The sequence below is a fragment of the Peribacillus sp. NPDC096448 genome, from assembly GCF_044762675.1.
Taxonomy (GTDB): domain Bacteria; phylum Bacillota; class Bacilli; order Bacillales; family DSM-1321; genus Peribacillus; species Peribacillus frigoritolerans_B.
On sequence record NZ_JBIWEU010000007.1, the window covers coordinates 119056 to 134791 of the forward strand.

General features: G+C 36.4%; 19 protein-coding genes. 9 read left to right on the forward strand and 10 right to left on the reverse strand.

From position 1 onward, the window contains the following. Window positions 1-178: 178 nt before the first annotated feature. Both ACIQ0C_RS13885 and bcaP read right to left on the reverse strand, forming a co-directional pair. On the reverse strand, window positions 179-1477 hold the full coding sequence (locus tag ACIQ0C_RS13885; protein ID WP_403060790.1) for a protoglobin domain-containing protein: 1299 nt from the start codon (window positions 1475-1477) through the stop codon (window positions 179-181). Window positions 1478-1952: 475 nt separating this feature from the next. Beyond that, complete coding sequence (gene bcaP, locus ACIQ0C_RS13890) at window positions 1953-3365, reverse strand: branched-chain amino acid transporter BcaP (RefSeq protein WP_403060793.1); 1413 nt, start codon at window positions 3363-3365, stop codon at window positions 1953-1955. 510 nt (window positions 3366-3875) lie between these two features. Here bcaP and ACIQ0C_RS13895 point away from each other — a divergent pair. Continuing rightward, the gene (locus tag ACIQ0C_RS13895; protein WP_403060796.1) at window positions 3876-4937 is read left to right on the forward strand and encodes a DUF3900 domain-containing protein; all 1062 of its coding nucleotides are present in this window, start codon (window positions 3876-3878) and stop codon (window positions 4935-4937) included. A 228-nt stretch (window positions 4938-5165) separates the two neighbouring features. Here ACIQ0C_RS13895 and ACIQ0C_RS13900 read toward each other — a convergent pair whose 3' ends face one another. Further along, on the reverse strand, window positions 5166-5438 hold the full coding sequence (locus ACIQ0C_RS13900) for a hypothetical protein (protein ID WP_403060799.1): 273 nt from the start codon (window positions 5436-5438) through the stop codon (window positions 5166-5168). Between the two features lie 265 nt (window positions 5439-5703). Between ACIQ0C_RS13900 and ACIQ0C_RS13905 the strand changes: the two genes are divergently transcribed. Together ACIQ0C_RS13905 and ACIQ0C_RS13910 are read left to right on the forward strand one after the other, a co-directional pair. Continuing rightward, on the forward strand, window positions 5704-5973 hold the full coding sequence (locus ACIQ0C_RS13905) for a hypothetical protein (RefSeq protein ID WP_403060802.1): 270 nt from the start codon (window positions 5704-5706) through the stop codon (window positions 5971-5973). Beyond that, complete coding sequence (locus tag ACIQ0C_RS13910) at window positions 5960-6214, forward strand: hypothetical protein (RefSeq protein WP_403060805.1); 255 nt, start codon at window positions 5960-5962, stop codon at window positions 6212-6214. Before ACIQ0C_RS13905 ends, ACIQ0C_RS13910 begins: the two co-directional genes overlap by 14 nt. A gap of 185 nt (window positions 6215-6399) precedes the next feature. Here the strand turns inward: ACIQ0C_RS13910 and ACIQ0C_RS13915 are convergent, their stop codons facing one another. Both ACIQ0C_RS13915 and ACIQ0C_RS13920 read right to left on the reverse strand, forming a co-directional pair. Beyond that, entirely contained in the window at window positions 6400-6624 is a 225-nt protein-coding gene (locus ACIQ0C_RS13915) for a hypothetical protein (protein ID WP_403060808.1), read from the reverse strand. Window positions 6625-6636: 12 nt separating this feature from the next. Beyond that, the gene (locus ACIQ0C_RS13920; protein ID WP_403060811.1) at window positions 6637-7368 is read right to left on the reverse strand and encodes a hypothetical protein; all 732 of its coding nucleotides are present in this window, start codon (window positions 7366-7368) and stop codon (window positions 6637-6639) included. Between the two features lie 543 nt (window positions 7369-7911). On the opposite strand from ACIQ0C_RS13920, the gene ACIQ0C_RS13925 reads away from it, so the two are divergent. Continuing rightward, window positions 7912-8442, forward strand: coding sequence for a hypothetical protein (locus ACIQ0C_RS13925; RefSeq protein WP_403060814.1), 531 nt, complete (start codon window positions 7912-7914; stop codon window positions 8440-8442). A gap of 145 nt (window positions 8443-8587) precedes the next feature. On the opposite strand, the gene ACIQ0C_RS13930 is transcribed toward ACIQ0C_RS13925, so the two are convergent. Together ACIQ0C_RS13930 and ACIQ0C_RS13935 are read right to left on the reverse strand one after the other, a co-directional pair. Then, a complete protein-coding gene (locus tag ACIQ0C_RS13930) occupies window positions 8588-8818 on the reverse strand; it encodes a peptidoglycan-binding protein (RefSeq protein WP_403060817.1) in 231 nt (76 codons plus the stop codon). Continuing rightward, window positions 8815-9039, reverse strand: coding sequence for a hypothetical protein (locus ACIQ0C_RS13935; protein WP_403060820.1), 225 nt, complete (start codon window positions 9037-9039; stop codon window positions 8815-8817). The genes ACIQ0C_RS13930 and ACIQ0C_RS13935 overlap by 4 nt, the downstream gene beginning before the upstream one ends. 521 nt (window positions 9040-9560) lie before the next feature. On the opposite strand from ACIQ0C_RS13935, the gene ACIQ0C_RS13940 reads away from it, so the two are divergent. Genes ACIQ0C_RS13940 through ACIQ0C_RS13950 form a run of 3 tightly spaced genes read left to right on the forward strand, consistent with a single transcriptional unit; the run spans window position 9561 to window position 11181 of the window. After that, window positions 9561-10319 carry an alpha/beta fold hydrolase gene (locus ACIQ0C_RS13940; RefSeq protein ID WP_403060823.1) on the forward strand — a complete coding sequence of 253 codons (759 nt, stop codon included), beginning with the start codon at window positions 9561-9563 and terminating at the stop codon, window positions 10317-10319. 1 nt (window position 10320) lies between these two features. Continuing rightward, window positions 10321-10905 (forward strand): TetR/AcrR family transcriptional regulator, encoded by a 585-nt coding sequence (locus ACIQ0C_RS13945; RefSeq protein WP_403060826.1) that lies wholly within the window; start codon window positions 10321-10323, stop codon window positions 10903-10905. A 12-nt stretch (window positions 10906-10917) separates the two neighbouring features. Beyond that, window positions 10918-11181 (forward strand): IclR family transcriptional regulator domain-containing protein, encoded by a 264-nt coding sequence (locus ACIQ0C_RS13950; protein ID WP_403060829.1) that lies wholly within the window; start codon window positions 10918-10920, stop codon window positions 11179-11181. 113 nt (window positions 11182-11294) lie between these two features. Here ACIQ0C_RS13950 and ACIQ0C_RS13955 read toward each other — a convergent pair whose 3' ends face one another. Continuing rightward, complete coding sequence (locus ACIQ0C_RS13955) at window positions 11295-12899, reverse strand: phosphodiester glycosidase family protein (RefSeq protein ID WP_403060832.1); 1605 nt, start codon at window positions 12897-12899, stop codon at window positions 11295-11297. 284 nt (window positions 12900-13183) lie between these two features. On the opposite strand from ACIQ0C_RS13955, the gene ACIQ0C_RS13960 reads away from it, so the two are divergent. Further along, window positions 13184-13492: a hypothetical protein gene (locus ACIQ0C_RS13960; protein WP_402844142.1), complete on the forward strand. Its 309-nt coding sequence runs from the start codon at window positions 13184-13186 to the stop codon at window positions 13490-13492. Window positions 13493-13603: 111 nt separating this feature from the next. Here ACIQ0C_RS13960 and ACIQ0C_RS13965 read toward each other — a convergent pair whose 3' ends face one another. After that, entirely contained in the window at window positions 13604-14563 is a 960-nt protein-coding gene (locus ACIQ0C_RS13965) for a peptidoglycan-binding protein (protein ID WP_403060835.1), read from the reverse strand. A gap of 97 nt (window positions 14564-14660) precedes the next feature. Here ACIQ0C_RS13965 and ACIQ0C_RS13970 point away from each other — a divergent pair, with 97 nt between their 5' ends. Then, entirely contained in the window at window positions 14661-14891 is a 231-nt protein-coding gene (locus tag ACIQ0C_RS13970) for a hypothetical protein (protein WP_403060838.1), read from the forward strand. A 253-nt stretch (window positions 14892-15144) separates the two neighbouring features. On the opposite strand, the gene ACIQ0C_RS13975 is transcribed toward ACIQ0C_RS13970, so the two are convergent. Continuing rightward, window positions 15145-15381, reverse strand: coding sequence for a DUF3953 domain-containing protein (locus ACIQ0C_RS13975; RefSeq protein ID WP_402844148.1), 237 nt, complete (start codon window positions 15379-15381; stop codon window positions 15145-15147). Between the last annotated feature and the right edge of the window lie 355 nt (window positions 15382-15736).

Sequence of the window (15736 nt, forward strand, 5' to 3'; positions counted from 1 at the left end):
AAGTGATTTATTGAGCAGCCTGTTAACGGCATCCATTGGAATTGATTTAAATCCCTGGTTTTTATAGTTTGTTCATATTCTAGGAACCGTTTTGGGGTTTTTAAGAATATTCTACCGAGTTGTTTATTAAAATACAGTGAGCCCCATAAAGCTATTCTTACAAAACCGTTCAACCTCATTACAAGTTCATCGTCAATTGAGTCAATTGATCCGAGGAAACGGCCACTTGATTGAACGCTTCATTAATTTCATCGAATATATCATTCAGCTCTGTCATTTCCTTGGTGATCTCAATATTCTGCTCTTTAACAGAAAGCATGGCCTTTGCTATATCAGTAAAAAATATACCCGTTTCTTTTCCTTGTTTCGTGCCTTTACTAATTTCCCAGCTAACCATGGAAATTGACGTGTTCATGACATTGGTAAAATGAGCAATTCCATTAACCAGTTTCACTACTTCAGAAACTGATTCCTTGGTATTGTCTGATAGCTTCCTTACCTCACCAGCCACAACCGCAAATCCTTTACCATTTTCACCAGCTCTTGCCGCTTCAATCGCTGCATTCAACGCCAACAAATTCGTTTGCTCTGCAATTGAAGTGATGATCGTGACAATTCGTTCAATTTCTTTTGAAGTATTGGAAAGCTGTTCCATATCTTTTGAAATGATCGTCATTTGCTCCTGCGTTTTTACCAATCTTTTCTCTAATCCCTGTAACAGTTCGACTCCCTCATTTGATTTTCCCTCTGCATGTATGGCAATCTCTGACCCCTTTTGAGTGAAATCATGAATTTCACCTACCTTATTTGCCATTAATTGAGTCGCTGAACTGGTCTCTTGACTGATTGCTGCCAATTCCTCTGCATTATGATTGACCTGCAGTTTAATCGTTTCTTTTTCTGCTATGTTTTTTTGGCGAATCTTCTCATTTTCAAGTTCATATGCCTCTAAAACTATTTGCTGCTCTAAATTAAAAATTTTAGTGACGGCCAGAATGTTATCTTGATATTGCTCAATATTTTTTATGTTGGAAATCACATGAATGATTAATGATTGCAATAAATCCTGAAATGCACTCATATACCATTTTGGTTGAAGTCCAATTCGCACATGTAATTGTGCGATGATATAACGCTGTTTAACATACGCATCATCAATGGTTCCGCTAAACATTTCGAACATATGACGATGCAGTGTCTTTTTCAACCTTTCAACAGAACTATTGTCCTTAATGATTTTCATTAAAGAGGGTTCATTTTCTAGGTTTTTATAAAAATTCCCTACTATTTGGGTCAACTGTCCCTTCACTTGTTCCTGTAAAGAACGAATTATGCACAAATCCTCGATTGTCAAATGGATCATGTCCACTTGATTCAATACGCTCGGATATTTCTGGATATTGATACCGACGTGTTCTTTATATTGCATATAGTCTATTGAATCTATCTTTTGTTTACTTCTCCATATACTTTTCATGATTGAATTGCCCTCCAATTTTTTAACCCATATATACTATTTCGACATAAAGTCGGTTAATCTTAATTCACCTTGATAAATTTTCTTCCTTGACAGAAGACTTATGAACTATTTATGTCCAAACAAAAAAGACACTCCAGAGAGTGTCTCAGACCGTATGCTAAATTGAGAAGAGCCAGTTTTCCTACTATTTTTTCTTTTAAAAAAGTTTCAGTTGTTTTCAGATATCCTATCCCTTTCCACGGGTGGTCCGGGAGCCTCCTCGACGCTCTTGGCGCCTGTGAGGTCTCCCTTAGACGCGCTTTTCCCGCGGGAGTCTCAAACCTCCCGTTCCAATCAACTGGAATATATTTTTAAGAAAAAACTTTAGGCTGGACTCATCTCGAACCCTTTCATAAGACTAGTTTATATTTTTTGGTTTTTTACATCTCTATGAAACCCTACTAGATTGAAGAAATTTGCGACATTCCTGCTTTCAATGATCATTTTCCTGCTGGTTAAGATTGGAATGCTTACGGGAATAAGCAAAGTAAATGACTACTCCGATTGCCATCCAGATCAAAAACCTTATCCATGTATGACTTCCTAGCTGAATCATCAAGAATACGCAAAAAACGATTGCCAGGCCTGGAACGAGCGGTACTGCCGGACAATAGAAAGCTCGTTTCATATCCGGTCTTGTTTTCCGTAAAACGATGACCGCTATGGAAATCATCGTAAACGCAGTCAATGTTCCAATGTTGACCAACTCTGCCAACTCACCAAGAGGTATGAATGCTCCCAATAGGGCCGCTATCAAACCAAATATCCATGAAGCCGCATAAGGTGTTTTATATTTTTTATGAAGTTTTGATAAGGATTTGGGCATCAGCCCATCACGTGACATCGCAAACATGATTCGCGTTTGGCCATACAACATAACCAAGATCACCGTTGTCATTCCGAGGAAGGCACCTAGATCGATGATTCCTGCAACCCAATTTTGACCTGCGCTTTGCAAGACCAAAGAAATCGGGTGATCAAGAGCCTTGCTGAATTGTGCATACGGTACCACACCTGTCATGATTAAACTTACAATCATATAAAGCACAACACAAATGACTAAGGAACCGAGGATTCCACGTGGTAAATTCTTTCCTGGATTTCTTGTTTCTTCAGCAGCAGATGCAACTGCATCAAAGCCGATGAAGGCGAAGAACATTAATGCGGCAGTTGAAAATACACCATCGATTCCAAATGGCATGAAAGGCTGCCAGTTTTCCGGTTTCACATAATAAATAGAAGAAACGATGAATAACAGCACAACCAGCACTTTAATAACGACCATTATATTATTGATTCTAGTCGTTTGTTTCGTACCTATGGAAATCAAAAAGGTAATCGCCATGACTATCAAAAATGCAGGTAAGTTCATATAAGTCGTAATACCTTCCACCGAACCCGGTGCTGCAGTCAATTTCTCCGGAAAGTTAATCCCGAATCCACTTAAAAATGATTGGAAATAGCCCGACCATCCTGCCGATACGGCACTAACAGCCAATAAGTATTCGAGGATTAGATCCCAGCCGATTATCCAAGCGGCGAATTCACCTAAAGTTGCATACGCATAGGTATAAGTCGAACCGGATACCGGCACGGAAGCTGCAAATTCTGCATAAGAAAGTGCGGCGAATAAACAAGCAAGACCAGCAATGACGAACGATAATGAAAGTGCAGGGCCAGCATTCACTGCGCCTGTGCCTGTTAAAACAAAAATGCCTGTCCCAATAATCGCTCCAATTCCTAGCATCGTTAAATCCCAAGCACCTAGTTCCCGTTTCAATCCCTTACCGCCGGAACCTGCGTTTTTCAACAAGTCCTCAATGGACTTCTTTCTAAAAATACTCATGTTCTCTCCTCCGTAATTTTATAAACTATTCTGAAAACTGCAGACAAATAATTTTCACTTACCATTTATATCGGAGAAATTCCGACAAATTTCTTCAATTCCTGAATTATCTGACTTTCAAATTATACGTATTACCCTTTCCTTCGTCAATGAATTATTATTGTAAAATTCTATTTTTTGAATCTTTTGTGGAATGAAATCTTTAATATCCAATAAAATCACCTGTCATTTAACATGTATGGTAAACAATTCATTATTTTAATATTAATAAAGTTTGCTGTTGGAGTATTTACTGCATACCATTAATTTGTCTTGTAATAGTTCCAATATTTTCAATCCTATGGAGAATCAATATTTATTTTTTCTATGTATTATTATGAAATAATACACCAAAATTATTCTAATCATTCATGCACCAATAGTTTGACGGAATCAAAGTACATCACTATACTTATTAAGTCTTAAAAAAAGTACGGGAATTATGCTTAATAATTGAAGAAGGTGACATTCATGGATTTTGCGATTACCTATCTGTCTTTTTATTTAATCCAAGTCGAAGGCAAAGGCGATCAGGCTGATAAGCGTTTTAAACATTTCCAAACTCTTGATACTGAAGAATACGAGGAAAGTCCTCTAAAGGATTTTTTGGATGGGGAGTTGATGAAGATTTCCAAACGGAAAGTCGACCGTCATCCAAAAACTGAACAAATACCGACGAAAATCGGTTCTTTTATTGTCGAAGAAGGACATGCACTTGATTCCAACCCTAATTACAATGTATTTAACCGTGTTCGATATGCAAAAACAAAACAGGAATTCCAAGAGGAAAATGAACAATTCACGCGGTCTTATATTGATACAAGTGCCGTCCGTGGCGGTGTCTTCATAATTGCATCGGCAAAATTAACGAAATATCTTGATGAACCATTCGTTTTCTTATTGAAATGTGATTTCGAGCCGAAAGTTGCTTCCATTTCGGATGAACGGACCTTGATTCGGCACGTTGAAATGGCAATCACCACTAAAAATATGAAATCCATTCAATACCCCTACATGCCCGAAGAAGGAATGGTTGAAGAAGGCGAACTGAAAATCCATCAGGCCTCACATGCCCGCTACTTCGAGGACTTTTTGAAGTTCGTCGAATATGGCGAATCGATGCCTGAAATCATGAAAAACCAGGTCATCCACATGGTCCATGAACATGTATCCGCACAATTCGAAGACAACAGTGACGAACTGCAGAAATTCGAACAGGACCTGGAAATCTGGGAAACGAGTGAAAAGCGGGAAATTCAGGAACGTCTTGAAACCCATCAGGTCGTCGAAGCCACAGCCCAGATTGTCGAGCATACACCTGAAGCCGAACTGCGAATGAGGCTTGGCAGTACATCTGTCAAAGGACTGTTAGCCGATTTCGGCGACAGCATCCATTTAGGGAAGATTAACGGGAAGTATGTATTGATGATAGAATCCAATACAATAGAGTTCGATAAAGGCGTTTCCCCGATTGAATTTCATAGGCCGGATGATTTGCAAATACTAATTGAAAAAATCATAAATAAAAGTTGATAAATAGTCCGAGAAATGTGAGCAGTATGTAATCAATTTTAGACCCTTAAAATACTATTAATACTCTTAAATCTAACTACTAACTTTTGTTAGTAGTTTCTCTATTTTGTTTATATTTTCTAAGAACTATTTTCAATTAAGAAGTTAAATATATTTTTTAGAAATGCATGCCTATCAAGAGCCTAAGTAAATACTGTTACTTAGGCTCTTTTCTTATAGAGCTTGTTTTCATACAACTTCTCGCTTCGGCATTCCAAAGTTGTAAATTCCCCCTTGTCTACTGCGTTTCGGAAGAGATTTTTTCATTTCCTTATAAGATGTTAGCTTTCTCATTGCTGCGAAGTATACTTCTACAGTTACCTTTGCAGCTTCTTTATTCCCTTTCCTATCGTACTTATCAAGTTTCATTTTTAATTCATCAACTTCTAGCTGTGTGGCTGCGATAATTTCATCAAGGATGTCAGAGGAAAGTGTAATGGAAGGAAGGTATCTGTTATTCATTAGTTAATCACCCGATATTCACAAATGTAATCTTCAGCATCTTCATAAGTTTTTTCCTTGGTGTGCCACTTAGCAACCCCTTCTGCAGTTTCTACGTTGTATGTAAATACTTCACCAGTAGCTGAAACAAAGTCGTGTAGGTCATCTATAGTAGCAAGTTTGTATTGGAATCCTGCGCTTGCATTTCATCTTCGAATACAATCCATTGTGATTGGTTGTCGGTTAAGATCCAGAAGAAACGCAATATCCAAATGGTAAATTCCAATTGAAAGATGGATCAATTGTAAACGCAGATAAGTTTAATTATGGAGAAAATGATGTATTTGATTATACTTCTGTAATTTTCTATGAAGGTAAAATAGCGCATATGCAAGTTGATACTGAGTCATCTATTGAAGATATCGAAAAGGGACTTGGAGTTTCTTTTGAGAGTTATACTGTTGAACCTTATAAGTTTGGGAGTGGTTATGAAGTTATTTTCAATGATACTTTTGCAGATGATAATATAGCAGTACTTCCTAATGAGTGGGAATAATAAAATGCAGATTATTTCTATAAAAGAATTTAAACATAAAAGTGTTTTAACTATTTCGGGAAATAATGGAGAACTTATTAGGAAAATAGATTTAATACAAGGTAATGAATATATTTTAAATCCTTTGAATCCGAACAAGCTTAAAAATCGAGATAGGAAAGTAATTTACATGAAGGCAGAAAATAACAAAAGAGGGATATATGGTAAAGTTAAGTATCTTGACACCATCCCGTCCGGGTAAAGTTGAAATTAGTGATTTAGATACTATGTTGTAATTATAATTGAAATGCTTCCCACAATAATGGGGAAAAATAAGTAGAGAAATAGAAGATATTAAAAGTTAATTACTAATGTAATCATACTATAATAAATTTGAATTCTTTTTTCTGATATAAAAAAGCCCCTCTCAAAAGAGAAGGGTTTTATTTAGTCTTTTAACTTTACCATGTCCTTGTCAACTGAAATCACTTCATCATTAGCAAAAATAACATATGCAATACCACTATCATATTTTACTGATCTAAATTCACCTAAGACTTGAACTTTCCCTTTTTTTATTTGGTAAACTATTTGGTTATCATTTTCTTCGCTCTCATAAGCTACTAAATCATTAATTAACAAACCCGAAAGGGGAATATCATATATTTTCATAGTTTACTCCTTTTAATACAATGTTGTTTTCGATGACGGCTTATATTTAGATGGTACAAGTGATCTTAATGAATAATGATGCTTCATTTTACCTTTTGTATCACCTATATGATAATGCCAAAACCAATCATTTGTACCTGGTTTTAGTCCGAGTTTACCATTATCTAAACGAAAAATCTGTGTTTTAGAGGGTTTATGAGTTATTTTTAATAATGATGTAATTTTACCTTTACTATTTTTCACATTCCATTCTAACTTATATTTTTTACCAGCAGACTTCAACTTATTCTTCAGGTATTTTGTAGCTATTTTATTACCTTGCTTTACTATGGTCTTTAAAGCCACTCTTGCTGCAGCAGCAGCTATAGGAATTAAGATTGGAGCAATCCTTGGTGTAATTGTTGATTGATCACCATCTATTTCATTATATAACGTTTCATGTTCCTTTTCTAATTGCAAAAATTCATTACTTTCGAAGTATTTGGTATAAACCTCTTCGAACTCTTCATCACGCATATTCTCGTAATCTGATTCTGTATAGGGAATTTCTTCTAAGTAATTATCTATCTCCTGCTCAATATCCACTAACTCTTCAGATAATACAGTGTCATTTATAACATCAGAATATTCAATTTGGTTGGAATTATCTTGAACTGTATTGGCATTACCAACACCAGGACCTATAAAACCAATTAATAGTATTAAAGCTAAGAAACTACAAAAAAACCTTTTGAAATTTACCATGTTCTCACCATTCCCTTTTAACTATATAAACCATAAATTGTAATTGTGAACAAATTTTAGTTAATGATATTCCATAATACCAGCACTGGGACTATGTCTATATACCATTTAAAATAATTAGCCACTACCTTCAATTGTTGAATATCCTTCCTTAAATCATTAATATAACTTATCTGCTTCATCTTAAATGGATTGACCGCATGCATGATCAAACTCTCTGACTTTATTAATAGCATTTCAAGTGAACCTAGTTATCAATTAAATCCAAATCTGTTAAAAAAGTAATCAACTATGATTCTTTGAAAATTGAAAAATCCACCTACTAAAAACTATTAGGAATTAAACCCTGAACAATTACAGATTCATGTTAAAAGTCATTTAATAAGTTATGACATTGAAGCTGCAAAAGATTTATTTAGGGCAACAAAAATGATGAATACCCGCTTACTGAAGTATTATTGTAGAAATTACCATTTGCAACCCGTTTAATTGGTAGTTATTGTATAATAATATTTAAAAAAATCAAAAAAATGGAGTGAAATCATGAAAAGATTTAGATTTACTTTTTTAATTCTACTTTTGTTTGTATTACTTACTTCTTGTAGTAAAGAGAATAATTTTAACCCAATAATTTATTCAGGTAATGATTTGAAAATAGGAATCGTGGGTGAAAAACCAAAAATTAAAGAAAAAAATGTTTCCTTTATTCCTTTGACGATGGAAGATATTTCAAGTTCGAACTTTGATAACTTAGATAGTGTATTTATTAACAAAAAATATTTAAGTGAAGCAGCAAAAGCAGAATATGCCAATGTTTATTTAGAATCACCTATACCATTTGTCTTTATAGATTCTGATAAAGTTTATTTGGCCTATATTGATAAAGACATTTCTTATGAAAATGCACATAAATCAACATCAGGAGACTATTTAATAGGTTTTTATAAAGATACCTATTTCGGATTAAGTCTTTATAACAACATAAAAAACGAAGAAACAATTCAAGATAGTTATGCAAGGATGTTTAATATTTTGGAGAAATTTAAAAGTACAGGTGATATTGTACTAGAATAATATATGTACTAGACTATAGCACCGAAAGTATTTGCAAGTGATTCTAGCCCCTCTCGATTAAAAGAAGGGCTTAGAGGATGAGCGTACCACTTAGGGGGGACAGTACACTAATATAATTGTCCCCTGCTTTAATACCATTTAATTATTATTTTTTTAATTGTTTTAACAATGCAGTTCGACTATTTGAACCATACACGTCATCGACTTCTCTCGGAAGATATACACTCTGAACTCTTCTCATAGCGTCAGTAGTATGCTGTCCCCAATGCGAATCGATTTTTCCAAGTTTAAAGTTAAGCTTATCTAACGCTTCTTGAATTTGTTTAACTTCTTTTCCTTTGTCGCCTTCTTTATATACTCCACTTGGTAAGCTCACAGACTTCCCAGAAACAGTTTTAACAGGTGCTTTAGTTTTTGCAGTGACTTACCTTCGGCTTGCTTTGTAACTCCAGATTTTACTAGTACGTCCATAAATACAGATCGCTTACCATTTTGTAAAAAAACCTTTACATTTAATCCACCTGTCATTTCAAAATGCGGTGCATCATAAAAACCTTTCCAATCTCTGATGTCCAGCAGAGTTTGGATGCAACGCATCAGTTATGTATCCAGTTCTAAAATTAGCATCCATACATTAAAATTAGACTCTCTCTATAATCGCATACAGGCATTCCATATTTTTTCTGCCACACGAATAATTGCATCAGATACCTGCCCCAAAGTTATTCCATCAGCGTTTTGTTGTTGCTATCGCTTTCTACAATGTAACCCATGCTCAAGCTATTCTTATTATAAATGGTGGAATCATTTTAAACCCTGTCAATGCAGGGATATACATATCTGCTTGTAAGTATACTTTCAGAAGAATTAACATTATCAATGTCACTTTAGAGACAGGTTCAGCCTTATATTGCATCCAAACTGTAAAATCAGGAAAAGGGGCCATTTCAGGGTGCTATGCTTCTGGGTATGTGCTTTTTCTGTTGATTAGCCCCATTATTGGAATAGAAATAATATCTAAGCTCATTCAAAATTTTATTGCATTTTCTGTTGACTAAACGTTCATTCAATAATAAAATAAATCTGAAAATTCAGTGATAAAAGACGGAGGGGTTGCATTGGATTTACATTTCGAGATTAATGGCAAGGGTCTTCCGGTTGTTCTTATTCATGGTGGTGGGGTTGATTTGAGGCAATGGACATTTTTAGCATCTCATTTATCTAAAAATTACAAAGTGGTTGCTTTTGATGGCCGTGGTGCCGGTAAATCACCATCCCCCATAAAACATGCAAACTATGTTGACGATGTATTGGCACTAATGGATTACCTGGAGCTTAATCAGGCAACGATTATAGGTCATTCAATGGGCGGGCAGATTGCAACTGATTTCGCCCTTATTCACCCTGAAAGGATATCGAAACTTGTATTAATTGCTCCTTCTTTAACTGGTTTTCCCTATTCAAAGGAGTTTGAACAATATCATGACAAGATATTGAAAAGTGCCCCCAATATAGATAAGATGTTAGAGCTTGCCCTTCATTCACCAACATATCAGGTTGTTATCGATAGTCCGCACAAAGATCTCACTGTCCAAATGCTCACGCATCATTTCGGGCGCATGCTTAAGTGGCCCGCTGATTTCTGCATGATATGGCCACAGCCGCCAGCAATGGAACGATTAGAAGAATTGAACCCTGAAACTTTATTTTTTATCGGCAAAAAGGACTTGGCAGATAATTTTCGAGTTGCCGATTGTTTCCGAAAGGTTCCAAACATCCGTTTCATCGAAATAGAGGATGCCGATCATATGCTTCCCCTCACCCATTCTGAAGTTTTATATCAAGAATTCACTGCTTTTATGGAGGAAAGAAAATAAAATGCCACGTACTCCCGAAGAAAATGACCGTATTCGCCAAGCATCCAAAGAAAAAATTCGCGCTGCAGCCATGGAGTTATTTATGAAACAAGGATATTACGCTACTTCCATAAGCGATATTGCCAAGCAGGCGGGCATTTCGAAAGGGTTACTCTATAACTATTACAAAGGAAAAGAAGAACTGCTTTCTGAAATGATCGAGGCCAGAATCAAGGAAGTGGTGGAAGTCATGGAAGAAGCGTTTAGTTTAAATTCACCTCGTGAACAGCTTGAACATATAATCAATGGTGCCATTGATTATATCCACCAAAAACCAGAAATCCATCGCTTCTATCTACACCTTCAAACTCAGCCAGAGGCAAATGAAGAGTTGAAAAAATACAGTCATCTCATAATTGAAGAAAACGCTAGACAATTTGAGTTTCAATGTAAAATATTTGAAAGTATGGGTGAAAAGGAACCAAGGAAACGATCATTATATTTTTCATCTGTGCTACAAGGTATTATGTTGATGATATCCACCTATCAACAAGGGTTTCCGGTAGAAGAAATAAAGAACCAGATTATAAGGGAGTTTTGTAACTAGTCTAGACATATCTTGAATGAAGATTTAAAAAGGAACTTACACAATCGGGCACGACAACAATTAGAAATTATAGTAAATACCCGTTACTCAATTAATGAGGAAGAAATCACGAAGAATGTAGCTGCATTATCAGCACCAGTATTCGGTGCCAAAGGAAAAGTCATTGGAGCCATCTCCATTTCCGGGCCTGTCTTTCGCTGGAATAAGGAATCGATGGAACAACATATCTCTTTATTGTTAAAAACTACTGAAAGTCTTTCAAAATCCTTATATTAAATTATATCAAAATATCACAAAAAAAAATCTCTTCAGAAACCTTTCTGAAGAGATTTTTTTGTGACGACCCGCTTGAACTAAAACGATAAATGAAGACGTTAATCTCCGCCCATCTATTCTACTAACAGAATACCGTCGGCAATCGGACGTTCACCTGCTGCATCAGATGGTCTTGTGACTCGGTCATCCCCGACTGTCATGGTCGTCGATCCGCCGCCGTCAAGATTGATGGCATCGATTGCCCCTAATGACTTCATGACTTTCGCACTTTCTTCAAAATTAGCTCCCACGCTCCATCTGGGTGCGCGTCCATCAATGGTGACAAATAATAGATTGCCATTCTCTTTGATTCCCGCAAGCGTTCTAGGATTACGACGTTCCCCAAAACGATAATAAAACCCTGGATCTTCTTCCCAGTGAAAACCTTCCTCTACGGCATTAATGGAAATTTCTCCGTTTTCCAATAATCGAGGACCTCCATTAATCATACTTGTGGTTTGGTCTAATTTTAATTGCTTTCCATCGCCGATGATTTTACTTTTCACTTGAACCTTCATTCCTTGTCGGGCATGGTCACGAAGCCACTCTGCCGCCTCCCCCGTTCCCGCAAGAACAGAACCACTGCTTGGAATGTCTCCCCCACGCTTGTTACGAATTTCCGCCACTACCCCGGCTTGATTTACTACCACTTCCATACCGTCGCCCGATTCTGTCTTTTCTCCAAATACGGACGTATATTGGATAAGTTCACTTTCATCCTTACAAGTAAAATCATGTTTTGCCCGTTCTGTTGTCGTATCTCCTCCAACACCGCCACAATTGCGGATTAATCCTGGCTTCCGATTTAATCCATCCACTTCCCTAACCGCACCATCAGATGAAGTAGCCTGGATTGACGTGGACACAGATGCAATGTTTGCCTTCTCTTCAACAGAAGATAAAATCAGAGCTGAACGGCCATTTATAGCTTCACTGACAAGTTGACCTTTGCTGGCGAATATACCGGCAAGATCGCCTGGTGTTCCATCCTTCTCTCCTACAACAAAGTATCCGGCATTAACTCCTGCAATGGCATCATTTCTATCAGCGATTTGGGTCAATGTTTCTTTCCCTGCCACTGCATCATTTGCTAATCTAGGCACCACATGCCCATGAAACCGACCCTGATCCACTTCAAGGACGTTCACTACCCATGGTCCTGTTGTTTTCTCTCCGTCTTCACCCGTATACACAGTCCGTAGTCCCGAATATCCCTTTTCCGCTAACTTGTTTCTCATTTCGGCTGCATCCGCTTCCAGCTGATATTGACCGATGCGAACAATGTAACCAAGCGGTCCTTTTTTCCGGTCATCCACTGCCCGATCCGGCTCTTTTATGATACGAGCATTCTTGAAACCGTCTCTCTTTAAATTTTCCAGCAATTTCTTTGCCTGCTTTTGTGTTTCTACAAATGCCACATCCACTGTGTAAAAGTCTTTAGAAGATGTTTCACCACGATTGATTTTGGTATACTTCACTCCTGGTGCTAGATTCACGGAAGTTCTTTTCTCCTGCAAATTTGGCGTTCCAAGCGGAAGCAAATGATTTTTCATTTGCACTTGTGATTGAACATTCAATTCTGCTTGAACTGGAGTTTCGGGAAGTGCATTTACAAACATCACAGATGCCAAACTAATAGAGGCGATAGGCAAAATTGGCTTTTTCCATATTTTTTTCATTTTTTCCTCCAATAAAGTTATGTCCTCCTTTAACTTTATTGTCTAAATGTGATGGAAAATTAAAAAAACTATTATATTTCAGTCAATTTTAAGTGAACAAAAATGAGCATAAATACTCGATAAATATTACAATTCATATTTGTGAATGGATAAATTTTGATTAGTTTCTCATTGTACACACTAAATCAACGTTTGCTTTTAACAAAGCCTTAACCTTGCTTTGCTACCTAATCAGTGGATATTATAAGATATCGTGTGGGTTTATCTCCTGGGAGGTGAAATTTATGGAGACAGTAAAAAAGAACTTGTTGTTAATACCAACCATTTTGTCGGTTATCAATGTTCTCTGCCTTGCTTCATTCCTCATTGGACTTAGTGTTTTGAATCACCCAATTTCAAGCATTTTAACTGATCTTGGCTTGTTATGCCCATTGATTGCAACTTTATCATTCTTCTATTTAGTAATTAAAGTCAAAAAGCATTCCGCATTAAAGTACTTTCATTTCGTGAATGGGGTTACATTTCTTGTCCCGATATGTATTCTCACGTTCCTTATACTTCGATTCTTAAACGATTGGGATATTTACTTTTAAAAAACTGCCATTCTAAAATACTTTTTCTTTCATAAAAAGGGCCCTCATTTTAAGGGCTTTTTTGCTAAATTAATTGCATTTAAACATTATCGTTCTATCCCATTTCATATATCATCCAAATAGTTTTGCGAAGGTATTTTCACCGGCGATTCCGTCTGCAGATATTCCATTGGCCCTTTGAAATGACTTCACCGCTATTTCCGTTCCGCTTCCAAAGATACCATCTATGCCATGTGGATTATGTCCTTCCAAATAAAGTGCAGCTTGAAGGATATAGGTGATATTCCCTTCCGCCCCTTCCCTAACATTAGGTGAAGCCGCTTTTGTTTGAGGTCCCCATATTCCATCAACATTAATTTTTGCACCATATTGTTTATTCAATTCGGTTTGAAAACCCTTGATCAGCGCTTTTTTAGTATTGGGACCATAATATCCATCAACATCTATTTTTGCATTATATCTGCTATTTAATGTCCTCTGAATGGACCTGATAGTGTTGTTGCCGCTGTCCTTTGGTGTATCTTTTACAATGACTTCGGATTCGACTTGTGTAGCTGGTGGAGTGGTTCCATTCACTTTTGAGATCAGTCTAGGCTTTGTTCCCGCTTTTAACTGAGAATAAGTCAGTCCGCCCGTCATATCCAAGTGCGGATAATCTTTAAAGCTTGACCAATCCCCGCCCCATGCAAAGCCCAAGGATTTACCAATAGCCGCTACCCGTCTCCATTTTGCATCAACTGTCCATATGGCATTCCTTCCATCATCGCTGACTATGAAATAATCAATGGCCAGTCCATAGTTATGGTAAGATTGACCTGGCATCGCGTTGGTCACTCTTGGTTTTGATAAATCACTATAGTTTTTACCATCGTATATATAACCTAGGCGACCTTGACCATATAGCTTTGCTTGCTCTTCCATAGACCGATAACCTGCGCTGATTTGCACGAAAATGCCTTCTTGATATGCCCGTTTAACCATTTCCAAAGCTGATTCTTTTACGACTGGATGAATTCCGCTGCCCATATTCTTTTCTGAACGATCCAATAAAGTTTCTAATTTAACTGTCAATTTAATCACCTCCTAATATGTTATGGAGCTAATTAGGAAATGCTTGTACACCTACCTTGACGTTACAAAATAAACGCCCTTTTTATGTGGACCTAGTTTGCTTTCACTAGAACCAAAATACGACACAGGAGGAATTGAAAAAGGAAATATGATTTTAACTGACCATTTTAAATTAAGAATTGTTCAAAGAATAATCGGCATTAAAAATAAAAAAAAGCAAAGGCATAATATAAGTAAAAATGAAGCTGAGGTTATAGCTAAATCAATAGAATTAATTATAGGATCTAGAATTCTTCACGATAGGTTTCACCCGGCGATTCGTCGATAGCAATAACCCTTTATAAGCCAGAATTAGAGAAAGACCCTATTGATAATGAGTATGCAGTTGATTTCTTGTTGTAGAAGAGGTCTTCGGAGAGGTCTGAACTACATTAAAACCTCTACCATATAATGTGCAACATTATAAAAAGACGTTGACAAATCAATGCTCAACGTCTTTTAAATCTATTTTATGTTACAAGCACCTGCTCTTTATTAGTAACCATAAAAGTTATTGTCGATTCTTTGTCATTATTGCCTCGCTAGTATATTACGATTTCCAGTATGGAAGCAAAGATAAGAAATAAAGAGACAACAATACACATATACCCTACAAATCCTTTTCTGTCTTTTTGAAGTTCGGCTAAACCTATTACAAACATTAGTGCTCCCAAGAAGAACATAGAATATAGCATCAACTCAAAATTCCCAGTAATAAGTTGATAAGTAGATAAAGCAAGAACAATTATCCCTAAAATAATTCTAACTACTTTTAACAATATACTTCCCCCCTCAAAGATCTGTAAAATTTATGAAATTATTCAGATTTATTTTTCCACTTATATTTTTCTAGTTCTAAAAAAAATTTCTTATTTTCTTTATAAAAGGATTCCCAACTTTCTTCCGACATTAAAGGCATCCTCTCCTTCAATGGATCGTTACCTGCCACCTTAATATTGTATGCGGAGCTTGTCTTTTAGAACTTAAGTCAAACTTTTCCTCTGCCGTTATTATGTACGTTCGTATCTAAATTGCCAAATATAAATATGCTTCGCTCCCCATTTTCTTTGATTTAAAAGTGGTCTTCTTAAGCTTCTTATGGAATTAACGCATACGTTAGTTGCATAAAACTTT